The sequence below is a fragment of the Pseudomonas sp. IPO3778 genome (genome assembly GCF_013386825.1).
Classification (GTDB): Bacteria; Pseudomonadota; Gammaproteobacteria; order Pseudomonadales; family Pseudomonadaceae; genus Aquipseudomonas.
In genome coordinates this window covers 25,521-50,938 of the sequence record NZ_JACARC010000017.1, presented here as the reverse complement: position 1 = coordinate 50,938, position 25,418 = coordinate 25,521, and the positions used below count along the sequence as shown (strand labels likewise).

The 25,418-nt window shown below is 62.7% G+C and carries 23 protein-coding genes; 11 read left to right on the top strand and 12 right to left on the bottom strand.

The window, feature by feature from the left end; genetic code table 11:
* Positions 1-45 precede the first annotated feature (45 nt).
* From hemL to HX855_RS06670, 3 genes are read right to left on the bottom strand one after another with little or no spacing between them, the layout of a single operon-like run.
* Entirely contained in the window at positions 46-1,329 is a 1,284-nt protein-coding gene (hemL, locus tag HX855_RS06680) for a glutamate-1-semialdehyde 2,1-aminomutase (protein ID WP_177082778.1), read from the bottom strand.
* A 21-nt stretch (positions 1,330-1,350) separates the two neighbouring features.
* The gene (gene thiE / locus HX855_RS06675) at positions 1,351-1,977 is read right to left on the bottom strand and encodes a thiamine phosphate synthase (protein ID WP_177082776.1); all 627 of its coding nucleotides are present in this window, start codon (positions 1,975-1,977) and stop codon (positions 1,351-1,353) included.
* Between the two features lie 18 nt (positions 1,978-1,995).
* Positions 1,996-2,793: a hydroxymethylpyrimidine/phosphomethylpyrimidine kinase gene (locus HX855_RS06670; RefSeq protein ID WP_003215474.1), complete on the bottom strand. Its 798-nt coding sequence runs from the start codon at positions 2,791-2,793 to the stop codon at positions 1,996-1,998.
* Positions 2,794-3,079: 286 nt separating this feature from the next.
* Here HX855_RS06670 and HX855_RS06665 point away from each other — a divergent pair, with 286 nt between their 5' ends.
* From HX855_RS06665 to HX855_RS06650, 4 genes are all read left to right on the top strand, one after another.
* Entirely contained in the window at positions 3,080-5,458 is a 2,379-nt protein-coding gene (locus tag HX855_RS06665) for a hybrid sensor histidine kinase/response regulator (protein ID WP_177082774.1), read from the top strand.
* Between the two features lie 91 nt (positions 5,459-5,549).
* Positions 5,550-7,202 (top strand): acyl-CoA dehydrogenase family protein, encoded by a 1,653-nt coding sequence (locus HX855_RS06660; RefSeq protein ID WP_177082772.1) that lies wholly within the window; start codon positions 5,550-5,552, stop codon positions 7,200-7,202.
* A gap of 156 nt (positions 7,203-7,358) precedes the next feature.
* Positions 7,359-8,858: an AMP nucleosidase gene (gene amn, locus HX855_RS06655; RefSeq protein ID WP_172834544.1), complete on the top strand. Its 1,500-nt coding sequence runs from the start codon at positions 7,359-7,361 to the stop codon at positions 8,856-8,858.
* Between the two features lie 70 nt (positions 8,859-8,928).
* Entirely contained in the window at positions 8,929-9,570 is a 642-nt protein-coding gene (locus HX855_RS06650; protein ID WP_029616066.1) for a pseudouridine synthase, read from the top strand.
* Here the strand turns inward: HX855_RS06650 and HX855_RS06645 are convergent.
* Positions 9,565-9,774: a DUF2788 domain-containing protein gene (locus HX855_RS06645; RefSeq protein WP_026077819.1), complete on the bottom strand. Its 210-nt coding sequence runs from the start codon at positions 9,772-9,774 to the stop codon at positions 9,565-9,567. The genes HX855_RS06650 and HX855_RS06645 overlap by 6 nt on opposite strands.
* Positions 9,775-9,960: 186 nt before the next feature.
* Positions 9,961-10,440, bottom strand: a complete 480-nt coding sequence (locus HX855_RS06640; protein WP_003194418.1) for an Lrp/AsnC family transcriptional regulator — start codon at positions 10,438-10,440, stop codon at positions 9,961-9,963.
* Between the two features lie 414 nt (positions 10,441-10,854).
* Here HX855_RS06640 and HX855_RS06635 point away from each other — a divergent pair, with 414 nt between their 5' ends.
* Positions 10,855-11,991 (top strand): DUF6515 family protein, encoded by a 1,137-nt coding sequence (locus HX855_RS06635; RefSeq protein ID WP_177082770.1) that lies wholly within the window; start codon positions 10,855-10,857, stop codon positions 11,989-11,991.
* Here the strand turns inward: HX855_RS06635 and HX855_RS06630 are convergent.
* Together HX855_RS06630 and HX855_RS06625 are read right to left on the bottom strand one after the other, a co-directional pair.
* The gene (locus tag HX855_RS06630; RefSeq protein WP_177082768.1) at positions 11,988-12,881 is read right to left on the bottom strand and encodes a cation diffusion facilitator family transporter; all 894 of its coding nucleotides are present in this window, start codon (positions 12,879-12,881) and stop codon (positions 11,988-11,990) included. The genes HX855_RS06635 and HX855_RS06630 overlap by 4 nt on opposite strands.
* 15 nt (positions 12,882-12,896) lie before the next feature.
* On the bottom strand, positions 12,897-13,316 hold the full coding sequence (locus tag HX855_RS06625) for a polyribonucleotide nucleotidyltransferase (protein ID WP_177082766.1): 420 nt from the start codon (positions 13,314-13,316) through the stop codon (positions 12,897-12,899).
* Positions 13,317-13,566: 250 nt separating this feature from the next.
* Between HX855_RS06625 and hrpB the strand changes: the two genes are divergently transcribed.
* Positions 13,567-16,074 carry an ATP-dependent helicase HrpB gene (gene hrpB / locus HX855_RS06620; protein WP_177082764.1) on the top strand — a complete coding sequence of 836 codons (2,508 nt, stop codon included), beginning with the start codon at positions 13,567-13,569 and terminating at the stop codon, positions 16,072-16,074.
* A 138-nt stretch (positions 16,075-16,212) separates the two neighbouring features.
* Here hrpB and HX855_RS06615 read toward each other — a convergent pair whose 3' ends face one another.
* Both HX855_RS06615 and HX855_RS06610 read right to left on the bottom strand, forming a co-directional pair.
* A complete protein-coding gene (locus HX855_RS06615; protein WP_177082762.1) occupies positions 16,213-17,301 on the bottom strand; it encodes an endonuclease/exonuclease/phosphatase family protein in 1,089 nt (362 codons plus the stop codon).
* A 40-nt stretch (positions 17,302-17,341) separates the two neighbouring features.
* Positions 17,342-18,001, bottom strand: coding sequence for a YciC family protein (locus HX855_RS06610; RefSeq protein ID WP_177082760.1), 660 nt, complete (start codon positions 17,999-18,001; stop codon positions 17,342-17,344).
* 179 nt (positions 18,002-18,180) lie between these two features.
* Here HX855_RS06610 and HX855_RS06605 point away from each other — a divergent pair, with 179 nt between their 5' ends.
* The 3 genes from HX855_RS06605 to HX855_RS06595 all read left to right on the top strand — a co-directional run bounded on the left by HX855_RS06605 (position 18,181) and on the right by HX855_RS06595 (position 20,193).
* Positions 18,181-18,951 carry a DUF2076 domain-containing protein gene (locus tag HX855_RS06605; RefSeq protein WP_177082758.1) on the top strand — a complete coding sequence of 257 codons (771 nt, stop codon included), beginning with the start codon at positions 18,181-18,183 and terminating at the stop codon, positions 18,949-18,951.
* 129 nt (positions 18,952-19,080) lie between these two features.
* On the top strand, positions 19,081-19,557 hold the full coding sequence (locus tag HX855_RS06600; protein WP_032861784.1) for an NYN domain-containing protein: 477 nt from the start codon (positions 19,081-19,083) through the stop codon (positions 19,555-19,557).
* A 24-nt stretch (positions 19,558-19,581) separates the two neighbouring features.
* Complete coding sequence (locus HX855_RS06595) at positions 19,582-20,193, top strand: PolC-type DNA polymerase III (protein WP_003215504.1); 612 nt, start codon at positions 19,582-19,584, stop codon at positions 20,191-20,193.
* A 193-nt stretch (positions 20,194-20,386) separates the two neighbouring features.
* Here HX855_RS06595 and HX855_RS06590 read toward each other — a convergent pair whose 3' ends face one another.
* Together HX855_RS06590 and HX855_RS06585 are read right to left on the bottom strand one after the other, a co-directional pair.
* Positions 20,387-20,680 carry a DUF6124 family protein gene (locus HX855_RS06590; protein WP_177082756.1) on the bottom strand — a complete coding sequence of 98 codons (294 nt, stop codon included), beginning with the start codon at positions 20,678-20,680 and terminating at the stop codon, positions 20,387-20,389.
* Positions 20,681-21,169: 489 nt separating this feature from the next.
* Positions 21,170-21,631: an Lrp/AsnC family transcriptional regulator gene (locus HX855_RS06585; protein ID WP_010174823.1), complete on the bottom strand. Its 462-nt coding sequence runs from the start codon at positions 21,629-21,631 to the stop codon at positions 21,170-21,172.
* 161 nt (positions 21,632-21,792) lie between these two features.
* Between HX855_RS06585 and yedA the strand changes: the two genes are divergently transcribed.
* Positions 21,793-22,689 carry a drug/metabolite exporter YedA gene (gene yedA, locus HX855_RS06580; protein WP_177082754.1) on the top strand — a complete coding sequence of 299 codons (897 nt, stop codon included), beginning with the start codon at positions 21,793-21,795 and terminating at the stop codon, positions 22,687-22,689.
* A 48-nt stretch (positions 22,690-22,737) separates the two neighbouring features.
* A complete protein-coding gene (locus HX855_RS06575; protein ID WP_177082752.1) occupies positions 22,738-24,069 on the top strand; it encodes a DEAD/DEAH box helicase in 1,332 nt (443 codons plus the stop codon).
* Positions 24,070-24,175: 106 nt separating this feature from the next.
* Here HX855_RS06575 and HX855_RS06570 read toward each other — a convergent pair whose 3' ends face one another.
* A complete protein-coding gene (locus tag HX855_RS06570) occupies positions 24,176-25,405 on the bottom strand; it encodes a TIGR03862 family flavoprotein (protein WP_177082750.1) in 1,230 nt (409 codons plus the stop codon).
* Positions 25,406-25,418 lie beyond the last annotated feature (13 nt).

The following is a 25,418-nucleotide window of genomic DNA, read 5'->3' as shown; positions in this document are numbered from 1 at the left end:
AGCAAATCTGACGCCGCCAAGGGCGACGTCAGATGTTTGATCCGCTTATTTCAAGGCGGCGAAGGCGCGTTCGGCGGCATCGAGGGTCAGTTTCAGTTCGGCATCGCCATGGGCGATCGAGGTGAAACCGGCTTCAAAGGCGCTCGGTGCCAGGTACACGCCACCTTCCAGCATCAGGTGGAAGAAGCGCTTGAACAGATTGGCATCACTGCCCATCACGTCGTCGAAGGTGACGATGTCGTCGGCGCCGCTGAAGTACAGGCCGAACATGCCGCCCGCCTGGGTGGTCACGAACGGTATGCCGGCGGCATCGGCGCGCTGTTGCAGGCCGTCCAGCAGGCGGGTGGTGTAGTCGGTCAGCTCGGCGTGGAAGCCCGGGCGGCTGATCAGGCGCAGGGTGGTCAGGCCGGCGGCCATGGCCAGCGGGTTACCCGACAGCGTACCTGCCTGGTACACCGGGCCCAGCGGTGCGATGTGTTGCATGATTTCGCGCTTGCCGCCGAAGCAGCCCACGGGCATGCCGCCACCGATGATCTTGCCGAAGGTGCTCAGGTCGGGCGTCACGCCGTAGTGCGCCTGGGCGCCGCCGAGGGCCACGCGGAAACCGGTCATCACTTCATCAAAAATCAGCACCACGCCGTGCTTGTCGCACTGTTCCCGCAGGCCTTCCAGAAAGCCCGGCGCCGGCGGCACGCAGTTCATGTTGCCGGCCACCGGCTCGACGATGATGCACGCCACGTCCTGGCCGACTTCGCTCAGCATCTGCTCGACGGCGGCGATGTCGTTGAACGGCAGGGTCAGGGTGTGTTTGGCAAACGCGGCCGGCACACCGGCGGAGCTCGGTACGCCCTGGGTCAGTGCGCCGGAGCCGGCCTTGACCAGCAGGCTGTCGGAGTGGCCGTGGTAGCAGCCTTCGAACTTGATGATGCTGTCGCGGCCGGTGAAACCACGGGCCAGGCGAATCGCGCTCATGGTGGCTTCGGTGCCGGAGCTGACCATCCGCACCATCTCCATGGACGGCACGATGGAGCACACCAGGTCAGCCATCTCGGTTTCCATGGCGGTGGGAGCGCCATAGGACAGGCCGTGCTGCAGCTGCTGGCGTACGGCGTCCAGCACGTCCGGATGGCTGTGGCCGAGGATCATCGGGCCCCACGAGCCCACGTAGTCGACGTAGCGCTTGTCATCTTCGTCGGTGACGTAGGCGCCTTCGGCATGCTTGAAGAACAGCGGAGTGCCGCCAACGCTCTTGAACGCTCGCACGGGGGAGTTCACACCGCCGGGGATGTGTTTCTGGGCATTGGCAAACAGGGTTTCGGAACGGGACATGATCGGGCTCTCTGAAATCGATTATTGAGGCTTGAGCAATTCGTTGAAGGCGCGGGCGCGGCGGGTGACTTCCTGGGGGGTGTCGGCACCAAACAGGCCGTGGACCACGGCCAGCAGGTCCGCACCGTGGGCCACCAATGGCTCGGCGTTTTCCAGGGTGATGCCGCCGATCACGCAGATCGGCAGGTGCAACCGTGCGCGGGCCTGGGCCAGCAGCTCAACGGTGGCGGCCGGCGCGCCGGGCTTGGTGTTGGAGTTGAAGAAGCGGCCGAAGGCGACATAGCTGGCCCCTTCACGCGCGGCCTGCTCGGCCAGTTCGATCTGGCTGTGGCAGGTGGAGCCGATAATCGCCTTGGACCCCAGCAGCGCGCGGGCCGGCGTCAGCGGGCCGTCGGTTTGGCCCAGGTGCACGCCGACGCCGAGGCGTGCGGCCAGTTCGGCGTCATCGTTGATGATCAGTTGTGTCTTGTAGCGCGAGCAGAGCTCACGCAGCTTTTCGGCTTCCCGCAGGCGGCGCGCTTCGTCGCTGCTTTTATCGCGGTATTGCAGCAGGGTCACGCCACCGTCCAACGCCGCTTCGACGTAGGCCAGGAACTTGCCGGCCAACAGTTGGCTGTCGGTAATGGCATAAAGGCCACGTAGTTTCATCGGGCAGGCCTCTTGGTGTTACGAGCAGAAATCCAACGGCAGACGACGAGGCACAAACTGCCCCTGGCCGAGTTGTTCAGCGTCACGCAGGGTGCGCCAAGTGTAGTTGAGGGCCGATTGCACTGCGCTGACCAGGCCTTCGCCCTGTGCCAGCCGACCGGCCAGTGCGCTGGCCAGGGTGCAGCCGGAGCCGTGATAGCTGCCGGGCAGGCGTTGGCAGGTGAATGTCTGGTGCGTGCCGTCGCGGCTGTAGAGGCGGTTGTGCACTTCGTGCTCGTCGCCATGGCCGCCGGTGATCAGCAGGTGCTTGATGAACGGCAGCAGCTTAGCGGCGCATTCGTCCGCCGTGCCTTCGGGCAACTCGGCGAGGATGCGGGCTTCGGGCAGGTTGGGGGTGGCAATCAGCGACAGCGGCAACAGCCGCTCGCGCATCGCGTAGCCGACCTCGTCCTTGCCCAGGCTGCCGCCGCCGCCGGCGCGCAGCACCGGGTCGCAGACCACCGGCAAATGCGGGTGTGCCTTGAGCAGTTCGACCACGGTGTCGACCATTTCCAGGGAACCGAGCATGCCCAGTTTCACCGCAGCGACTTCGGAGTCGCCGAGCACGGCGTTGGCCTGGGCCAGCACCCACTCGCGGTCGAGCACGCGGAAATCGCTGACGTTGACCGTGTTCTGCACGGTCAGCGCGGTGACGGCCGGGGCCGCATGACAACCCTGGGCGAGCAGGGCTTCGATATCTGCCTGCAAGCCGGCGCCACCACTGGGATCATGGCCGGAGAGACAGAGGACAACGGGGCGAGAGCTGTAGATATTCATGGTGCGCGAGCTTACCACCAAACGCTTTTTGGGTGGCTGTTGGACGAGGGTTGAATTTTTACCTGATGAACCGAGTTAAGTGGCGGTTTGCTATCATCCTGAAAAGCAGGTCAAATGCGCTGCAATGCCCGCTCTAGAGCCTTTCAAAAAATTATTTCAATGGTGTCTTTTGGCCTGTAATGGCTATGCTAGAGTGGATCCAAACCAATAACTGTATCGCCGGATTACGTCTGCTCAAAAGGAATGGAGGCTTTTGACATAACCGGACAGGCCACGCTGGGGCTCTATGCGCTATTTGCTGATGTTACTGTTGACCGGGCTGCCAATGCTGGCCGGCGCAGTCGAGTTCAACGAGACCACAAGCCGGTTGCCCCTGGGCACAGTGATGCAGGTGCTTGAAGACCCCAGTGGCGCCCTGACGATTGGCGATATCAGCTCGCCGGTCCTCGCCAGTCGTTTCAAACCCCATGACAAAGCCACCCTGAATGCCGGCTATTCGCGCTCGGTGTTCTGGCTCAAGGTTGACCTTCATTACCGTCCTGAAAACCCGGATGCCCCGCGCCGATGGCTGCTGGAACTGGCCTACCCGCCACTGAACCAGCTGGAGCTGTACCTGCCTGACAATGTCGGCAACTATCGACTGATTTCGCGCACCGGCAGCATCCTGCCGTTTTCCAGCCGTGAAGTTCGCCAGAGCAACTACCTGTTCAAACTCGACTTCGTACCTGGCCAGCAGGAAACCCTGTACCTGCGCCTGCAAAGCCAAGGCTCGATCCAGGCGCCGCTGACCCTCTGGTCCACCACCGCGTACCTCGAAGAGCAGCCATTACGCCTCTACGTGCTGGGTGTGATCTACGGTGTGTTGCTCGGCATGCTGGTCTACAACCTGTTCATTTACCTGAGCGTGCGCGACACCAGCTACCTCTATTACATCTTCTATATTGCCTCGTTCGGCCTGTATCAACTCTCGGTCAATGGCGTGGCGGTGCAGTACTTCTGGCCCGACAGCCCGTGGTGGGCGAACGCGGCGGTGCCGTTCCTGATCGGTTCGGCGGCGCTGTTCGGCAGCCTGTTTGCCCGCAGCTTCCTGCACACCGCGCTTTACAGCCGCTGGATCAACCGGTTGTTGCTGGCGCTGGCGGTCAGCGGCGCTGCCGTGATGGTGCTGGCGCTGTTCACCAGCTATGCGTTGGCCCTGCGCCTGGCCACCGGTTTGGCGCTGGTGTTCACCGTGACCATCTTCGTCGCGGCCATCAAGGCCTGGTATTGCGGCCAGCGGATGGCGCGTTACTTCATCATTGCCTGGACCGCGTTCCTGCTGGGCGGCGTGGTCAATACGATGATGGTGCTGGGTTACCTGCCCAATGTGTTCCTCACGATGTACGCCAGCCAGATCGGCTCGGCACTTGAAGTGGCCTTGTTGTCCCTGGCCCTGGCCGACCGCATCAATGCGATGCGCGAACAACAGGCGCAGATCCTGTTTGATGCCAGCCAGAAACTCGAAGTGCTCAACACGCAACTGGCCCGCAGTAATCAGCTCAAGGACGAATTTCTCGCCACCTTGACCCACGAATTGCGCACGCCGATGAATGGTGTGATCGGCTCCCTGGAATTGATGCAGACCGAGCCGCTGCAAGGCGACCTCGCGCAGTACCATCAAACCGCCGCCGGCTCGGCCCGCGAGATGATGCGCATGGTCAACGGCATCCTCACCCTTACCGAATTGCAGGCCGGGCGCCTTAGCCCGCAACCTCAGGTGTTCAGCCTGCGTGAGTTACTCGACACGTTGCGCCAGCAGTTCGCGACCAGCGCCCAGAGCAAGGGCCTGGCGTTTTCGATTGATCTGGCGGATGAACTGCCGGACCGCATCAACGGTGATCCCGGCAAGCTGGCACAGTGCCTGGATTGCCTGCTGGACAACGCCTTCAAGTTCACCCACGAAGGCTCGGTGCGCGTGCGGGTGGTGGGCGTGCCCCAGGCTGGCGGGACGTTGCGCCTGACCTTTATTGTCACCGACACCGGCATCGGGTTTGCCTATCTCGATGAGGCGACCCTGTACCAGCGCTTCTTCCAGCTCGACGGCTCGACCACGCGTCGATACGGCGGCATGGGCATCGGCCTGGCAATCTGCCGGCAATTGATCGAATTGCTCGGCGGGCGCCTTACCCACAATTCCGAGCCACGGCGCGGCAGCCGGTTCCAACTGGAGCTTGAGGTCATCCCGGTGCAGGCCGAGCCCGCGCCCGTACGGCGAGCGCCTCAGCCGCAACGCACGCCCCAGGAGTGCGCGGTGTTGCTGGTGGATGACAACAGCGTGGCGCAACTGGTGGTACGCGGGATGTTGCTCAAGCTCGGTTACCGCGTGAAAACCGTTGATAACGGGCCGGCCGCGCTGGCGCTGTTGCAGAGTGAAACCTTCGATGCGGTGCTGCTGGATGTGCCGGAGGGCGGGTTCTCTCTGTGCTGCCAGATTCGTGCGTTGCCGGGCGGTGGCGAACTGCCGGTGATTGCCCTCGGCAACTCGTCGCAAAGCACCGAGCGAGAGCGTTGCCACGGCGTTGGCATGACGGATCTGCTGGCCAAACCGGTGCGATTTGAGGCCTTGCAAGCGATGTTGCAGGCTCGGTTGCTGTCAACAGAAAAGGGCGAAAGTGCCGACATTTAGGCATTTATCCCCTTTTTCTTTCTGCGGCGGTGGTGCTTAACTCAGAAACAGGCCTTTGAATCAGCAGGCCGACTTTTTCGAGGAGGCTGCCATGAACCTGCACCAGTTCGCCGAAACCCACGACGTTACCAACCAGCCACCGTCCCTGGACGGCACCAACCTGTACCGTATCGATTTGCCGCTGCAAGAGTGGTCCCGACGCTTCGGCGCCGGCTGGGCCGAGCAGCGCATCGACACCTACGGCGCACTGGCGGGTGGGCCGCTGATGGAAGCCGGGTTTTTGGCCAACCAGAACAAGCCGGTGTTCAACAGCCACGACCGGTTTGGCCATCGTATCGACCTGGTGGAGTTTCACCCGGCTTACCACGAACTGATGCGCACCGCCGTCGAGCATGGCTTGCCGTCGCTGCCGTGGGCCCACCCGCAATCTGGCGCCCATGTGGCCCGCGCGTCCATGACCTACCTGCACAGCCAGGCCGAAGCCGGCACCGGCTGCCCGCTGACCATGACCTTCGCCTGCGTCCCGGCCCTGCGTTTGCAGCCGGACTTGGCTGACACCTGGCTGCCGAAAATCCTCGCCACCGAATACGACCCGCGCAACGTCGGCATTGCCCATAAGGCCGGCGCCACCATCGGCATGGCCATGACCGAGAAACAGGGCGGCACCGACGTGCGCGCCAACACCACCCGCGCGTATCCGGTGGGCGGCGGGGGCCCGGGCCAGGCGTATGAGTTGGTGGGGCACAAGTGGTTCTGCTCGGCGCCGATGTGTGATGGCTTCTTGACGCTGGCCCAGACCGACAAGGGCCTGAGCTGTTTCCTGCTGCCCCGGCACCGCCCGGACGACACCCGCAATGAGTTCTACATCCAGCGTTTGAAAAACAAACTCGGCAACTGCTCCAACGCCTCCAGCGAAGTGGAGTTTCGCGGTGCGCTGGCCTGGATGATCGGCGAGGAAGGGCGTGGCGTACCGACCATTATCGAAATGGTGGCCATGACCCGTTTCGATTGCATGGTCGGCTCCAGCGCCCTGATGCGCCAGGCGCTGACCCAGGCCAGCCATCATTGCGCCCATCGCCTGGTGGGCGGCCGCGTGCTCAGCGAGCAACCGCTGATGCAAAACGTGCTGGCCGACCTGGCCCTGGAAAGCGAGGCGTCCCTGGCCTTGAGCATGCGCATGGGCCGGGCGCTGGACCATCTGGATAACGAACAGGAAGCCAAATTCGCCCGCTTGGTGACGGCGGTGGGCAAGTATTGGATCTGCAAGCGCGCCCCGGCACTGATCAACGAAGCCGCCGAGTGCATGGGCGGTGCCGGGTATGTGGAGGACAGCATCCTGCCGCGCCTGTACCGTGAGGCGCCGGTCAACTCGACGTGGGAAGGTTCCGGCAATGTGCAGTGCCTGGATGTGCTGCGGGCGTTGTCGAAAGAGCCGGGCGTGCTGGAAGTGTTGTTTGTCGAACTGGGCGACGGCCACGGTCACCAGCACCTGGCACGACACATCGGGCAGTTGAAGTCGGCCTTTATGGACACCCAGGACATCCAATACCGAGCCCGGCAGCTCACCGAAGACATTGCGGTGGCGTTGCAGGCCAAGCTGTTGCTGGAGGCGGGCAATGCCAGTGTGAGTGATGGCTTTATCGCCAGCCGCCTGGGCGAGTCGTCGGGCCGGGTGTATGGCACCTTGCCGCGCGGTGTGGAGGTGGAGGCCATTGTCGCCCGGTCGACCCCTCAAATCCTCTGAATGAATGCGGTCAAAATGTGCGAGCGGGCTTGCTCGCGAAGACGATGGGCCAGCTAATACATGGGCTGACTGACCTACCGCTTTCGCGAGCAAGCCCGCTCCCACATTGATCCCATTCCAATTCCGGTGTTCCAGTGCGCCAGGGATACAGGCAAGATGAAGGCCTGCAAGTCAGAACACAGGATGCTTACCGTGACCGAAGCTTTTGTTGTCGTTCAAACCGCCGAAGAAGCCGTGGATCGGCTGGCGGCTCTCCATGAGCGTGCCACTGGCGCACTCAATCAAGCCCTCAAGCGCTACCTCAAAGACCGCGTCGAACCCGACGCCGAACAACGCGCGATGTTTCGTTACCCGGAACTTCGCCTGACCTACCTGGTGCAGGGCGAAGTCCCGCAAACCACCCGGGCGTATGCCAAGGTCCAGTTGCCGGGGACCTACAGCGTCACCGTCACCCATCCGTCGGCCTTCCGCAAATACCTGCTGGAGCAACTGGTGCCGCTGATGCACGACTTCACCGTGACGGTGGAAGTGGGCGTCAGCCAGCAGAACATTCCCTACCCGTACGTGGTGGAGCAGGGCGATGAACTCGCCGGCTCCGGTGTCACCGCCGCCACGCTGGCGCGGGTGTTCCCGAGTACCGACCTGTCGGCTGCCACCGATGGCATTGCCGATGGCCTCTACGACTGGGAAAACACCGATCCGCTGCCGCTGGCATTGTTCGATGCGGCCCGCGTCGACTTCTCCCTGCGCCGCCTGGTGCACTACACCGGCAGCGACTGGCGCCATGTGCAGCCGTGGATTTTGCTGACCAACTACCACCGTTATGTTGACCAGTTCATCGTGCACGGCCTGGAGCAGTTGCGCAGCGACCCGCGTTTTATCCGCATGGTGCTGCCGGGCAACGTGATCATCGACAAGAGCATGGACCACGGCGAAGCGTCTGCCATCGCTGCAGGCGTGGTCTGGCATCGTTACCAGATGCCGGCCTACCACTTGCAGGCCAGCGATGGCCACGGTGTGACCCTGGTGAACATCGGTGTGGGTCCGTCCAACGCCAAGAACATCACCGACCACCTGGCCGTGTTGCGCCCGCATTGCTGGCTGATGATTGGCCACTGCGGCGGCCTGCGTCAGTCCCAGACCATTGGCGACTACGTGCTGGCGCACGCCTACATGCGCCGCGACGGGATTCTCGACCGGGTAGTGCCGCCGAACATCCCGATCCCGGCCCTGGCCGAAGTGCAGATGGCCTTGCAGCAAGCGGCCGCCAACGTCACCGGCGAAAAGGGCGAAGAGCTGAAAAAGCGCCTGCGTACTGGCACCGTGTTGACCTACGACGACCGCAACTGGGAGCTGCGTTGGGCCCAGGAACGACCGCTGATCAACCTTTCACGCGCGGTAGCGGTGGACATGGAAAGCGGCACCATCGCCGCCCAGGGCTACCGCCTGCGGGTGCCGTACGGCACGTTGCTGTGTGTGTCGGACAAGCCGCTGCACAGTGAGATCAAGCTGCCGGGTTCGGCCAACGCGTTCTATGAACGTGCGGTCAGCCAGCACTTGAAGATCGGCATCGAGGCGGTGGATTTGTTGCGCACCGAACTCAACTCGCTGCACTCGCGCAAACTGCGCAGCTTCGACGAGCCGCCGTTCCGCTAAACGGTTGGGATGGTTATTTAACGGTCAGGCCACTAGCATTGTCGGTCCTGACCGTTAGATGTTCCTTGCCATGTCCCGTCCTGCCCGTCCCGTTTCCCGCCGCCCCGGTGTGAAAAGCCCACAAACTTCGTCAGCCCCGCGCCGTGTCGCCAAGGCGCCACCGGCCGAGCCCAAGCTGATCCTGTTCAATAAACCCTTCGATGTGCTGACCCAGTTCAGCGACGAAGGCGGACGGGCGACCCTCAAGGATTTCATCGACATCCCCGGCATCTACCCGGCCGGGCGCCTGGACCGTGACAGTGAAGGCCTGTTGCTGCTGACCAACGACGGCCAATTGCAGGCGCGCATCGCTGACCCCAAGCACAAGCTGGCGAAAACCTACTGGGTGCAGGTGGAAGGCGAGCCGACCGAGGAACAGTTGCAGCGCTTGCGCGACGGTGTGGAACTCAACGACGGCATGACCCTGCCCGCCGAAGCGCGGCAGTTGGACGAGCCGCAACTGTGGCCGCGCAACCCGCCGGTGCGGTTTCGCAAAAGCGTGCCGACCCATTGGCTGGAGCTGGTGATTCGTGAGGGGCGTAACCGCCAGGTGCGACGTATGACGGCAGCGGTGGGCTTGCCGACGTTGCGGCTGGTGCGGGTGCGGATAGGTGACTGGTCGATCGACGGCCTGGATCAAGGCCAATGGAAGGAAGTGCCGGCGCGCTTATAAGGCGCCGGACTCGATCAGGCCGATCACCACGCTCTTGATGATGAACGCGGCGACGCCCAGGCCCAGCACGAAGAACAGGATCATCGAGCCAAAGCGCCCGGCCTTGGATTTCTTCGCCAGGTCCCAGACGATAAAACCCATGAAAATGATCAGGATGCTGACCAGGCCGGTCATCATCCATTCTTCAAACACGGCGGGATCAATCGAGTTCATCGGGTGGTTTCCGGCGGGGTAGGGCCGCAAGTATACGCCAGCATCATAAGCCCATCATTGACCTGCGTCGGTCTGTGGGAGCTGGCTTGCCTGCGATTGCATCACCTCGGTGTCTCGGAAAGACCGAGTCGTTTGCATCGCAGGCAAGCCAGCTCCCACATTTGTTCCGCGCTGGTCTTAAGTGCGCAGGTGGGTCAGCGGCAATTCGGTGCTGTTGAGCACCTGGTTCAACACAAAGCTTGAGCGCACGCTGGTGACGCCTTCGATCCGGGTCAGGTGCCCCAGCAGCAGTTTCTGATAGTGATCCATGTCTGGCACCACCACCTTCAATTGATAGTCGGCATCCATCCCGGTTACCAGGCTGCACTCCAGTACCTGCGGCAAGGTGCGGATGGCCGCTTCGAAATTCTCGAAACGCTCGGGGGTATGTCGGTCCATGCCGATCAGCACGTAGGCCGTGAGACTGAGACCGAGCATCTTGCGGTCGAGCAAGGCGACCTGGCGGGCGATGTAGCCGTCATCTTCCAATTGCTTGACCCGGCGTGAGCACGGCGAAGGCGACAAGCCGATGCGTTCGGCCAACTCCTGGTTGGAGATCCTCGCGTCGCGCTGCAATTCCGCCAAAATACTCAGGTCGTATCGGTCAAGCTTGCTCATGGGGCTGGCCTTTGTCGTAACTATTGCGGCGAATTATCTATCCAGGGTTAAAAATTGCGCAAGCACTGTTTATTGACGCAATCTTCGCAATCCTCTGTCCGGGCTTGGGGCGTAAAGTTATCAACAGAATCACCGCCCGGACATACAGTCCACTGCAGCCCGCTCATACCGCCGGCTGCGGCCGCCAACCCCACCGGGTTGCCCCGGCCCCCGGGCTGCACACTGTCCACAAGACGGCGTGAGGTGAGCCAACGTCAAAAGCGTTGAGCCAGGACGAAGTTCTCAAGGGGCGACCGACGGGTCGCCCCTTTTTATTGCCTGCGAAAATAGTTCTCGTGACTGATAACCTGTCGCAGAACCGGGCCCCGGTTTTCCAGTCTTACGTGTAGGCCCTAATCCGCAGTGAGGAATAGCATGAAGCGCATCTGGCGTTTGGCAGGTGTTGGTTTGCTGATGATGAGTGTTGGTGCGCAAGTGATGGCCGACGACCCGCCACGCCAGGAAGGCGGTGGTCAGCATGAAAGAGGCCCGGAAGGGCACCCGGGCAATAACCAGCCGCGGCCGCAGAACAACCAGCCTCGACCGCAAAACAATCAACCGCGTCCTGAAGCCCCTCGTCCCGAGAGTAATCAGCCGCGTCCGCAGAATCAGCATTTCGAAAATAATCAGCCACGGCCGCAGAACCAGAATTTCGAGCGCCCGAATGGCGGCGGCCAGTGGCAGGGTCACCCGCAAGGCAATCAACAGCCGCACCCGGCGCCGCAGCCTCAAGCACCGCAGCCGGCCAATAACCTGCCGATCCAGGGGCGCCCGGACACCGTGCGCCAGACCCAGGAACCGCGTCCCGGCAATTACCAGGACATTCCGCGTCGTAATGATGGCAACCAGCATTGGCAAGCCGGTAATGGCGGCCAGGGTGGTCCGGGCCGGCCTGGCTTCAATGGCGGTAATGGCGGCGGCAATAACCACCCCAACGATCACCGCTGGCCAGGCCGCCCCGACGGGCACGGCAACGGCTGGGGCCCTGGCCCGCAATACCGTCCGGGTTACATCGTCGACCGCTTCCCCGACCGCAATTACCGCGTGCCGTATCGCGGCCAGGACTACTTCTTCTCGGGTGGCTACTGGTATCGCCCGCAAGGCCCGCGCTACGTCGTCGTGACGCCGCCGTACGGGATTCGCGTGCAATACCTGCCGGACTACGCGCGGGAAGTGTGGGTGGGCAGCGCGTTGTTTTTCCTCGCGGCCGGTGCCTATTACACCTACGAAGAAAGCAGCCAGCAGTACGTGGTGGTTGAGCCCCCACCGGCCGCGCCAGCGCCGCAACCCGTGCCCCAAGGCAATGGTTATGACGTGGTCGCGTACCCGGCCAACGGCCAGTCACCGGCGCAAGTCCAGCAGGACGGCTATGACTGCTATCGCTGGGCCGTGCAACAAAGTGGGTTCGACCCCAGGACCGTCACCTACGCGCCAGACCCGGCGGTGGTGCAAACCTACCGCCAGGCCCAGGGCAACTGCCTGACCAGTCGCGGGTATCAGGTGCAGTACTAGGCCTTCGCGCCCTTGACCACTTCCTGCGGGTCGGCGTGCACCAGCACTTCGGCTCGCGGGTAGGCGTTGTGGATGGCATCGGCGGCCTGGTCGCTGATGCCATGGGCCACTGACAGACTCAATTCCCCCGGCAATTCCAGGTGCAACTGCACAAACCAGTGGCTGCCGGAAATCCGCGTGCGCAAGTCATGGGCACCCAATACGCCGGGCACACTGCACGCCAGTTCCAGCATGTGCTGGCTGACATCCGGCGGCAGCTCCTCGTCCATCAACACCGAAAAGCTTTCCCGGGCGATCTGGATCGCGCTCCACAAAATGTAGGCCGCGATGCCCAGGCCGAACCAGGCATCCACCTGATGAAACCCAAACGCCGCCAGCACCAGCGCTACCAGAATGCTGCCGTTGAGCATCATGTCTGAGCGGTAGTGCAGCGAGTCGGCGCGGATGGCGTTGGAGCCGGTTTCGCGGATTACCCGGTGCTGCAGGACCAGCAGCGCCGCCGTCAGCGCCAGGGACAGGACGATCACCCCGATGCTCAACCATGGCGCGCCCACCGGTTCCGGATGCTGCAAACGCTGGAACGCCTGGAAGGCGATCAACACCGCACTGCCGGCGATAAACAGCGCCTGGGCCATGCCCGACAGGGACTCCGCCTTGCCGTGGCCATAACGGTGGTCGTCATCGGCCGGGCGCAAGGCGTAGTGCACGGCCAACAGGTTAAGCAGCGAGGTGACGCCGTCGAGCAGGGAGTCGGTCAGGCCGGCGAGCATGCTCACCGAGCCACTGAGCCACCAGGCGATGGCTTTGGTCACAATCAGCACACAGGCCACACCGACGGACGCGCGGGTGGCCAGGCGCAACAGCCGGGCGTGTTCGGGACTGGTGGTCATGGGGCGGGTCAGTCCTTAAGCGGCGGGTTGCAGGCCCAGGGTGGCGAGCTGTTGCACGCTGCCCTTGAACTGGATCATGCGCGGGTCGTCCAGCGGCAGGTTATGCCCGGTTTCTTTCTGGATGATGGTTTGCAGCTTGGCGTTATCGACCTTACCGTCGGCGCCGATGGCTTGCTGGAGTTTTTCCGGGGCCACCTGGGCGGTCTTGCCGGGCTCGAAGTAAATCGCGCCGGTGGCGAAGTCGACACCGAAGGCGATCAGGCCCGGGATTATGTAGAACAGCAGGCCGACCGCATCGAGCACGGCAATCGCCGGGTCGATCTTGCCGTCGATCTGGCCCCGGCGGTCGGGGTAGAAAATCGAGCCGCACGCCGTCAACTGGCTCAGCAGGGTGACGGCCAGAACACCGCCGATGACACGGGAAGCAACACGCATGGGACTCTCCTTGAAAATAATGAAAGTGACTATAAGCCAGTCTACAAGGCGACGATGATCAAATGTGGGAGCTGGCTTGCCTGCGATGGCGGTGGTTCAGTGTCAGGTGTGTTGGCTGACACACCGCTATCGCAGGCAAGCCAGCTCCCACCTTTGACCGCATTCCAGTCAGGACGGGGCCGTGTTGTTGAGACCACCACCGACACCCGGCAGTTCGCCGTTATACTCGCCGCTCTGCTTTGGAGCCAGTATGAATTCGTTGCCAATCGATGATGTTTTACCCGCCCTGCGTGACGCCTTGGCGACGCGCCATGAAGCCGTGCTCGAAGCACCGCCCGGCGCCGGTAAAACCACACGGGTGCCATTGGCGCTGTTGAATGAGCCCTGGCTGGCCGGGCAAACCATCTTGATGCTTGAACCCCGGCGGCTGGCCGCCCGCGCCGCAGCAGAAAGGCTGGCCAGCGAACTGGGCGAAAAGGTCGGCGAGACCGTCGGCTACCGGATTCGCCTGGACAGTAAAGTCGGCCCCCACACCCGGATCGAAGTGGTCACCGAAGGCATCCTCACCCGCCGCTTGCAGGATGACCCGGCGCTGGACGGCGTGGGCTTGCTGATCTTCGATGAGTTCCACGAACGCAGCCTGGACGCCGACCTGGCTTTGGCCCTGAGCCTGAATGGCCGGGACCTGTTTCGCGACGAGCAGCCGCTGAAAATCCTGCTGATGTCCGCCACCCTGGAAGGCGAGCGCCTGGCCGGGTTGCTGGACGATGCGCCCATCCTGCGCAGCGAAGGGCGCATGTACCCGGTGCAGATGCGCTGGGGCCGGCCGTTCCAGCCCGGCGAATTTATCGAGCCACGGCTGGTGCAGACGATCCTTGAAGCCCTGCACGATGAGACCGGCAGCGTGCTGGTGTTCCTGCCGGGCCAGGCCGAGATTCGTCGGGTCCATCAGCAATTGGCTGACGCGCTGGGCCCTGACACCCAGGTGCTGCTGTGCCCGCTGCACGGCGAACTGGACCTGGCCGCCCAACGCGCCGCCATCGACCCGGCCCCCGCCGGCCAGCGCAAAGTGGTACTGGCCACCAACATTGCCGAGACCAGCCTGACCATCAACGGCGTGTGCGTGGTGATCGACGCCGGGCTGGCGCGGGTTCCGCGTTTTGACCCGGGCAGCGGCATGACCCGCCTCGACACCCAGCGCATCTCCCGCGCCAGCGCCACCCAGCGTGCCGGCCGGGCAGGGCGCCTGGAGCCGGGGGTGTGTTACCGGTTGTGGTCCGAGGACCAGCATGAAGGGCTGGCGGCGTATTCCAGTGCGGAAATTCTCTCGGCGGATCTTTCCGGCCTGGCCCTGCAACTGGGCCGCTGGGGCGTGGCGCCTACTCAGTTGGTGTGGCTCGACGTACCGCCTACCGCCGCTTATGCACAAGCGCAGGATTTGCTTGAGCGCCTCGGCGCGTTGAGCGACGCCAAGCTGACCGCCCACGGCCAGAAAATGGCCGGGCTACCGGCGCATCCACGCATCGCCCATCTGTTGTTGCGTGGCCAGGATCTGGGCCTGGCTAACATGGCCTGTGACGTGGCAGCACTGCTGGGTGAACGCGATATCCTGCGCGGTGCCGGTGCGGATTTGCACAGCCGCCTGGCGTTGCTCTCCGGCGAAGAAAAGGCCCGTGGCACCCAAGGTGGTGTGCAGCGTGCCCGGCAACTGGCGCGGCAATACCGTGGCTATTTAAGAGGCAAGGCCGAGCAGCCGGTGGCTGATCCCGATCATCCGCGCTGGCTGGGCGCCTTGCTGGCGCTGGCCTACCCGGACCGCGTCGCCCAGCAACGGCGTGCCGGCGGTGCCGAATACCGCCTCGCCAACGGTCGTGCTGCACTCTTCGCCGAAGCCGACAGCCTGATGAAACAACCTTGGCTGGTGATCGCCGATTTGGGCAGCCGCCAGGGCCAGCGCGAAGAACGGATTTACCTCGCGGCGGATTTCGATCCGGCGCTGTTTGATTCGGTGCTGGCCGAGCAGGTGCGTAACGTCGACCAGCTCGATTGGGACGAGCGCGAAGGCGTGCTGCGGGCCGAACGCCAGCGCAAGGTCGGCGAGCTGGTGCTCAGCCGCGAACCGCTGACCGGCCTCGACGAGTCTGCCCGCAGCCAGGCGCTGGTCAATCTGGTACGGCGCAAAGGCCTCGAACTGCTGCCCTGGACCCCGGAACTGCGCCAATGGCAGGCGAGGGTGATGCTGCTGCGTGAGCTGGATACCGGCAAGGCCAGTGAATGGCCGGACGTCAGCGACCGCGCCTTGCTCATCAGCCTGGAACACTGGTTGATGCCGTACCTGGGCAAGGTCTCGCGCCTGAGCCATTTCGCCAATCTGGATATTTCCAGCTTCCTGCACAACCTGCTGCCGTGGCCGTTGCCCCAGCGGCTGGACGAGTTGGCGCCCCACCATTTGAAAGTGCCGTCGGGCTCGTCGGTGCGGCTGGACTACAGCGAGCAGCCGCCGATTCTGGCGGTGCGCTTGCAGGAATTATTCGGGCTGGCAGACACACCACGGATTGCCGGCGGGCGGCAGGTGGTCAAGTTGCATCTGCTGTCACCGGCAAGGCGTCCGGTGCAGGTGACGCAGGATCTGGCCAATTTCTGGCGCAGCACGTACGCGGAGGTGAAGAAGGATTTGAAAGGGCGGTATCCGAAGCATTACTGGCCGGATGATCCGTTGATTGCTGAACCTACGGCTCGGATCAAGCCGAGAAAGTAAGTACATCGCAGATCTAATGTGGGAGCTGGCTTGCCTGCGATGGCATCATCTCGGCCTGTCGGCTAGACCGAGGTGCCTGCATCGCGGGCAAGCCCGGCTCCCACACAAGCCAGCTCCTACACTGTTTTGCCGCGTGGCTTACTGCGCCGCCGGCAACAGGAACCGCGCAATCACCGGCATGTGAGTGGAGATACGCACCGTATCGCTCTGCCGCACGTTGCTCTCCACCTTTCTGATCCGCGAGCTGTGGAACAGGTAATCCAGCGTACGGTCCGGCCCGTCTACCGTCGGGTCATTCGGGAAGTACGTCAGCCATTTTTCCCGGTCAATCCCGCTGGACTGGCTGTTGCTCGGGATCATCGGGTACTTTTCCCACAGCAGGTGCAGCTCACTGTCCGGCGAATATTGCCCACGTTTGCCGGGATCCAGGCGCAGGAACTGCCCCAGCGGCAACAAGTTGAAATCCCCACCCATCAGCCATGGCGTGCCACGGCTTTCGAATTTATCCACCAGCTTGACGGTGGCCTGCACCTGTTCCAGCACCGCGTTGTGCCCGGGGGCCGTGCCGTCCAGGCGGGTATTGAGCACGGCCAGTTGACCGCCATCGCTCAATGGCAGGTAGGTCAACAATAACGCGGGCTTGGGCTGGAATTGACGGCTGATCAGGTTGGCCCGGGCCACCGGCAATTGCTGGCGCTCGGCGTGTTCGATCTGGTAGCGGCTCATGGTCACCAGCTTGCGGCCGACGCTGCCGAAGATGTGCAGGTCGGGCACAAAGTCGGCTTTCCAGTCGAACGCCTCGGCGCTGCACGGGTAAAAATCGGCCAGCCGTTCCTGGAGCAAGGCCAGTTGGTCCTGGTAGCTGGAAGGCTTGGCGCCTTCGTCGACTTCCTGCAGCAGCAGAATGTCTGGCTGCTCGTCGCGGATCACCCGCGCCACTTCGTCGAGGCTGGACGCCATGTCTTCAACGGTGGGGCGGTCGTCCGGGCCGCTGCCGTCCGGGGTGTCGTACCAGAATACGTAGTTCTTGCCCGCCAGGTATTGCACGTTCCAGGTCATGACCTTGAGCGCCTGGCCCGGCAACAGGGTCGGCGCACGGGGTGCGACGCAGCGGATGGGCAGGGTTTCCTTGGCGGCCGGGCGCCAGGTCAGGCTGTAGATCAAGCCGGTCAGCAGGGCCGCGAGGATCAGCAGGCCCAGCAGGGTAATGCGCAGTAATCGGGTCATCGGCTCGGCTTATGGCGTTGCAGGACAGCCCCGGAGCATATCACCGCGCGTCGGCGTCGCCACCAATCAACATGAACAGGCGGAACAACACCACGCTGGTGAACAGTTGCAGGAAGCTTTGCGCGCTGTCGATCAGCAGGCCCAAAAGTGGGTTCGGATCCGGGTATACCGCCAGGCTGGCACCTTTGAGCAACCACAGCGGGGTCATCACGCACAGCAGGCACACCAGGATGCGCCAGAAATGCCCACGGGTCAGGCGCAGGCTTTCCTTCATGGCCGACAGTGCCGACATGCCCCGCAGTACCAGCAAATACTCGGCAAAGGCCAGCACCACCATCAGCCACAACCCCGGCAGGAAATACAGCGACAGGCCCAGCAGGATCAGCAGCGTGCTGACCGCCGTCAACAGGGCAAAGCGTGGCCACAGGCTCAAGGCCATGGCCAGGACGTTCAGGGTGCGCGGCGACTCGCCACGGGTGCGGGCGTCGAGGAACAGGATCAGTGCGCCGGTGTAGAGCGGATACACCAGCAGCCCGACGATCACGCTGTAGCCGGGAAACGCATCCGGGCCGAGGGTGTGGTCGAGTACTTGTTGCAGCAGGGCCTCGAGGATCACCAATGGCAGGCACAACTGCACGATGGCACCCAGGTTGCGCTTGAAAAAGAAGAAGGAGTCGCGCAGTACGTCTAACGGATTCATCAGGGTCTTCACAGGCCAAAAAGCAAGGGCATTACTTTAACCGATCACGACCAGATGCAAGCAAACGTAAACCTTACGTAAAGGCTATTGAAACAATCGGTAACAGCCCCATAACTAGGCTGTACCTTGCACATCGTGCGCAAGGCGAAGATTTCTACCGGCAATCTAACGAGGTCGCCATGAACAGCGAAGAGCAAACCCTGATCGATGGACTGTTTTCACGGTTGCAGCAAGCCGAAACGGACTCAGCCCCCCGCGACGCCCAGGCCGAAGCGCGGATCAAGGAACACGTCACTCGCCAGCCGGCCGCTGCGTACTACATGACCCAGTCGATTCTGGTGCAAGAGCATGCGATCAAGAGCCTTGATGCGCAGAACAAGCAGCAGGCCGAGCAGATCCAGCAATTGCAGGACCAACTGCAACAGGCCAGGTCCCAGGCGGCGCAGCCTGCACCGAGCAGCGGCGGTTTCCTGTCGAGCATCTTTGGTGGTGGCTCCCGCGACCCGCAGCCGGCCCAGAGTGCACCGGCATCGTCGGGCGGTGGCTGGCGTGAACCGGCGCGTCCGTCGTTTGGCGGGCAACCTGCGCCGCAGCAGAACTACGGCGCGCCGCAGCAGAATTACCAACAGCCGCAACAGGCACCCGCAGCGCCGATTGGCAGTGGTTTCCTCGGCGGCGCACTGAAAACTGCAGCCGGCGTGGCCGGTGGTGTGATGCTGGCAGAAGGCATCAGCAGCCTGTTCAGCCACAACTCGCAACAGCCGCAAGTGGTTGAAGAAATCATCCGCGAAGAGCCGGCACCGGCCAGTGACAACGGCAACTGGGGCAACGACGACCAGAAATACGCCGGCAACGACAGCTGGGGCAGCGACAATTCATCCGACAGCTTCGCTGATAACGACTATTCCGACGACTCCTCCTCCTTTGGCGACGACGATTCCTTCGTCTGATCCACACTCAACCGGGGCGCTTCGTCGCCCCGGGCTGATTTTTCTCGGAAACTTCCGTGTGGCTGGCATACTGGCAACCTTTCCGGGCCTTTGAGTCCGGGGTCCATGCACGTGTCATGAGGATTTGCGGTGAAAAAGATAGCCGTGTTCGCCGATGTACAAAACCTCTATTACACCGTGCGCCAGGCGTACGGCTGTCATTTCAACTACGCCGCCCTGTGGGCTGACATCAGCCAGCGCGGGCAGATTGTCGAGGCGTACGCCTATGCCATCGACCGTGGCGACAGCAAGCAGCAGCAATTCCAGCAGATCCTGCGCAACCTCGGGTTTACCGTGAAGCTCAAGCCCTACATCCAGCGCAGCGACGGCTCGGCCAAGGGTGACTGGGACGTGGGCATCACCATCGACATCATGGACGCTGCCGCCCATGTGGACGAGGTGGTGCTGGCCTCTGGCGACGGTGATTTCGACATGCTGCTGGACCGCATCATCCACAAGCACGGCGTGGAGGCAGTGGCTTACGGCGTTCCGGGGTTGACGGCCAACTCATTGATACGCGCCGCCAGCCGCTACGTGCCGATCGAAGGCGCGTTGCTGCTTAAATAGATTTTTGACGGAGTTGGAACAGGTTTGGAACGTATAGCGGTCATCGACTTTGAAACCACCGGCATCCAGCCGAGCAGCAGCTGCCGGGCCACGGAAATCGCCGTGGTCATCCTGGAGCAGGGCCAGATCGTGGACCGCTACCAGAGCCTGATGAATGCGGGTGTGCGCGTGCCGGGGTTTATCGAGCAGTTGACGGGCATCAGCAACGCCATGCTGCGCACGGCGCCGTCCGCAGAGCGGGTGATGAACGAGGTGAACGAGTTTGTCGGCACCACGCCGCTGCTGGCCCACAACGCCGCGTTTGACCAGAAGTTCTGGGATTTCGAGCTGGGGTTGATCCGGCGTACCCGTTTGCAGAAGTTCGCTTGTTCGCTGTTGCTGGCGCGACGCTTGATGCCGGCGGCGCCGAACCACAAGCTGGGTACCCTGACCTCATTCGCCCAACTGCCCCACACCGGCAAGGCTCACCGGGCGATGGCGGATGCGGAGATGGCGGCGAACCTCACCGCGCATCTGGCCGAGGAGCTGCGCCGCACCCACGGGTTGCGGGAGTTGTCACACGAGTTGCTGTGCAGCTTGCAGAAGGTTCCGGCGGCGAAGATCAATGATCATTTGAAGAAGCATCGCGGGTTCTGATTCCTGCACCGTTCCCTGTGGCTGGGTACTTTCTTGGAGAGGGGCTCTCTGTGGTGAGGGGGCTTGTCCCCCGTTGGGCTGCGAAGCAGCCCCTCCCAAAAACTCCGCTATCTGTCTGAAAAACTTCGGTGAGCCTGCTGGGGCTGCTGCGCAGCCCAACGGGGGACAAGCCCCCTCGCCACAGAAAGCACGGTTATCGAGGCTGTAGGCAGTCCAGCGACCGATCCACCACCACCTTCGCCATCTCCACCCAATGCATCACCGCCCGCTGCTGTCCGTTCATAGGCTCGCCGGATATCTGTGCGGTTGCCACGGCGCAATGCAGCAAGTCGGCCGCCCGTGCCAGGGCGTCTTCAAAACTCATGTTGTCGTTCAGCACGAACGGCGCGCCGTCCGGGGCGGAGGCTTTGAGGTAGTAATCGATGGCGCGGCGGGTGAGGGGGCTGTCGCTGCGAAATTCTGGTGGATCGGGTGTGACTTTGACCATGGTGGAACTCCTTTGAGGTAAGAAGCTATCACCGTTCGCTTGCACGCGAATGAAGGTGGCAGCTGTACGCAGGTGTGCAAGACCGGGCAAAGGGAACCCGGCAGACCCGAAGGCCTCCCGCACACAGCCGCCATAACAGATAAACGCCTAGCATCAAAACCAGACGTTGAGGGGGTTGGTACGTGTGCACCTTGGCGAATCGGACTTGCACGTCCGGTCACCGATTGTTCGATGACCGAGCGAGACTAGCTACGTGGTCCGGCCGAAACAAGGCCGTGGGATTTTCTAGGAAAGGTCCTGTAAATGAAAGGGATCAGTCTTGCTGGCCCTTAAAAAGTAGGCGTATGAGGAAGGAAATGGCGATCGTTCCCACGCTCCGCGTGGGAATGCCGCCTTGGACGCTCCGCGTCCGCTCTTGAAGTCGTGACGCAGAGCGTCACCGGATGCGTTCCCACGCAGAGCGTGGGAACGAGCTGCCGAGCGGCGTGTTCAGCCACCATTCTTCCCATTCCCTTCCAACTGCCCCAACGGCACCCGCCGCTCTATCGCGCTCGACAAGATGATCGAGGTCTTGCTGAACCCGAACTTAGCCACCCGGTTGATCAAACTCTCCAGCTCCGGCATCGAGCCCACCGCCGCCTGCATAATCACGCATGGATCGCCGGTCACCCGGTGGCATTCAGTCAACTCAGGAATTTCCGCCAGCGCGTCGTACACCTTCTGGCTCCCATGATTGGTCAACCGTAACTCAATCACGCATTGGATCGGCAACCCCACCTTCGACAGGTCGACCTTGGCCTGGTACCCGGTAATCACACCACTGGCTTCCAGTTTCGCCACTCGCTCAGCCACGGCGGGCGCCGACAGGTTTACCGTGCGCGCCAATTGCGCGTAGGACGCGCGGCCGTCTTCCAGCAGGGCGCTGAGAAGCATGCGGTCGTATTTGTCCATGATAAGGCTCCGGGAATACGTGGCTTTCGAATGCACGGTTTATAGCGTTGATAACCATGCTTTGAAAAGTGTACGGGCGCTTTAAACAGGTTTTGTAACTTATGTTTATAGGCGCAGATTCCTAAAATAACGCTCCTTTGTCCTGCCGCAAGAGCTGCCCAATGCCTGGCCCACGTCGCTTTCCCTTACCGTTGATCGCCGCCTTTTTTGCGTTGTACGTGATCTGGGGGTCTACCTACCTGGTGATTCGCATTGGTGTGGAGTACTGGCCGCCGCTGTTGCTGGCGGGGATCCGCTTCATGACGGCAGGCGCGCTGATGTATGGCTTCCTGCGCTGGCGCGGGGCCCCGGCGCCGACCTGGGTTCAGTGGAAGGCCGCCGCGAAGATTGGCATTTTGCTGCTGACCTTTGGTAACGGTGCGGTGAGCGTGGCCGAGCATACGGGCGTGGCGTCCGGTGTGGCCGCGTTGGCGGTGGCGACGGTGCCGTTGTTTACCTTGCTGTGTGGCTATTTCTGGGGTGCACGCAATACCCGTCTGGAATGGGCCGGCGTAGTGCTGGGGATTATCGGCATCGCCATGCTCAATATGGGCTCCAACCTGCAATCGAGCCCAAGTGGCGCGGCCTTGTTGATTTTTGCGGCGGCGGCCTGGGCCTTTGGTTCGGTGTGGAGCAAGCATTTGCCGCTGCCCCAGGGTGCCATGGCCAGTGCGGCGGAGATGCTGATTGCCGGGTTTGTGCTGCTGGTGCTCAGTGCCGTCAGCGGCGAGCACCTGCAAGCCATGCCGCCGCTGGAAGGCTGGCTGGCCCTGGCGTACTTGACGGTGTTCGGTTCGATCATCGCCTTCAATGCCTATATGTACCTGCTCAAGCACGTGCGCCCGGCGGCGGCGACCAGCTATGCCTACGTCAACCCGGCGGTGGCGGTGTTGCTCGGGATTGTGTTTGTCGGTGAGACCATCGGCAAGGAAGAAGCCCTGGCGATGCTGGTGATCATCAGCGCGGTGCTGCTGATCAGCCTGCCACAGTGGCGAAAGCCGAAACCGGATTTAGGGTAAACTGCGGCGCATTGCGACCTTGCGCTGAACTTTTCCTACGGTAATTCCATGACTTTCGCCACCCTTGGCCTGATCGAACCCTTGCTGCGCGCCCTTGAGACGCTTGGCTACCAGACCCCGACGCCGGTGCAGGCCCAAGCCATTCCGGCCGTGCTGGCCGGTCGCGACCTGATGGCCGCGGCCCAGACCGGCACCGGCAAGACCGCCGGTTTCGCCGTGCCGCTGCTGCAATTGCTGACCATGGAAGGGCCGAAAGTCACCCCCAACTCAGTACGCGCGCTGATCCTGTGCCCGACCCGCGAGCTGGCCGAGCAGGTTCACGCCAGCGTCGCCGAGTACGCCCAAAACTTGCCGCTGACCACGTACGCCGTGTACGGCGGCGTGAGCATCAACCCGCAGATGATGAAGCTGCGCAAGGGTGTCGATGTGCTGGTGGCCACCCCTGGCCGCCTGATCGACCTGTTCCGCCAGAACGCGCTGAAACTCAATCAGCTGCAAACCCTGGTGCTGGACGAGGCCGACCGGATGCTCGACCTGGGCTTCTCCGAAGAACTGGCGAACATCTACCGCATGCTGCCGAAAAAGCGCCAGACGTTGCTGTTCTCCGCGACGTTCTCCGACGAGATCCGCCAGTTGGCCGGGCAGATGCTCAACGACCCGCTGACCGTCGAAGTCAGCCCGCGCAACGTCGCCGCCAACACCGTCAAGCAATGGGTGGTGCCGGTGGACAAGAAGCGCAAGGCGGAGCTGTTTGTGCACCTGATGCGCAAGGGCCGCTGGAAGCAGGTGCTGGTGTTCGCCAAAACCCGTAACGGTGTGGATGCACTGGTGGAAAAACTCCAGGGCCTGGGTATCAATGCCGACGGGATCCACGGCGATAAGCCACAAGCCACGCGCCAGCGGGCGCTGGATCGCTTCAAGAGCAGCGACGTGCAGATCCTGGTGGCCACCGACGTGGCGGCCCGTGGCCTGGACATCGAAGACTTGCCACTGGTGGTCAACTTTGACCTGCCGATCGTCGCCGAGGATTACATCCACCGCATCGGCCGTACCGGTCGTGCGGGCAACACCGGCGAGGCGATTTCCCTGGTGTGTGCCGATGAAGTGAACATGCTGTCGGCCATTGAGATGCTCACCCGCCAGACATTGACCCGCAAGATGGAGCAGGACTTTGAGCCGGAGCATCGCGTGCCGGACACCGATGCCACGGGCCAAGTGGTGAAGAAACCGAAAAAGCCGAAGAAACCCAAGACGTCCGGTGGCGGCAAGCGCAACCTGGGCAAGTGGGTGGAAAGTGGTGAAGTGTCGGTGGCGGAGCCTTCGATCAAGCCAGTGCGTAAGGTGCCTGCGTTTAATACGGGTCCGCGTAAGAAGAAGTAAGGTCACTGTGGCGAGGGAGCTTGCTCCCGCTGGAGTGCGCAGCGCTCCCGCTTTTTTTGGGGCCGCTACGCAGCCCAGCGGGAGCAAGCTCCCTCGCCACAGGTAATCAGCTAGCGTTCAACCATTCCAGTACGCCACGCCCGGCAACCTGCCCGCTGGCAAAACACCCCGTCAGCAAATACCCGCCCGTCGGTGCTTCCCAATCGAGCATCTCGCCCGCGCAAAACACGCCCGGCAATTGCTTGAGCATCAGCCGCTCATCCAGCGCCTCAAACGGCACACCGCCAGCGGTACTGATGGCCTCATCCATCGGCCGGGTTTTCACCAGCGTCAGCGGCAGCGCCTTGATATCGACTGCCAATTGCGCGGGATCATTGAAGTGCTCCGCCGGTGCCAATTCGCGCAACAGAGCGGCCTTCACCCCATCCAACCCCAACTGGCTGTGCAAATGTTTGCTCATCGAGCGTGACCCGCGCGGCTTGCTCAGCGCCGCAATCACCTTGTCCAGCGGCTTGCTCGGCAGCAGGTCGAGATGCACGGTGGCCGATCCATCGCGATTGATGGCCTCGCGAATCGGCGCCGACAGCGCATAGATCAGGCTGCCCTCGATACCGGTGGCGGTGACCACGCATTCGCCCAACCGGGGCTTGTCGCCTGCCAACCCGATGGCGACGTTTTTCAACGGTGCACCGGCGAATTTGCTGACCATCAGGTCGCTCCAGGCCGACACCTCGAAGCCGCAATTGCTCGGTTGCAGCGGGGTGTACGGCACCCCCTTGTCTTCCAGCAACGTGAGCCAGGCCCCGTCGGAGCCCAGTCGCGACCAACTGCCGCCACCCAAAGCCAACAGCACGGCGTCGCTGTGGACCGTTTTTTCGCCGTCCGGGCTGTGGATAAGTAAGCTGCCGTCGGCGGTCCAGCCCAGCCAGCGATGCCGGGTGTGGATAACCACGCCCTGGTCCCGCAGGCGCTTGAGCCACGCGCGCAGCAGCGGGGCGGCTTTCATGTCGGTGGGAAACACCCGGCCGGAGGTGCCGACAAAGGTTTCAATGCCCAGCCCATGAATCCATTCACACAACGCCTCGGCACCAAACGCTCGCAGCAACGGCGCCATAAACGGCGCCCGCTCGGCATAACGCGAGAGGAATGCCGGGTACGCCTCGGAGTGGGTGATGTTCATGCCGCCCACGCCCGCCAGCAGGAACTTGCGCCCCACCGACGGCATGCCGTCGTACAGGTCCACCTGGATGCCGGCCTGGCTCAACACTTCGGCCGCCATCAGTCCGGCGGGGCCGCCGCCGATAATGGCAACGCGGGGGGTGGCAGTGGCGGACATCAGCGGGCCTGGT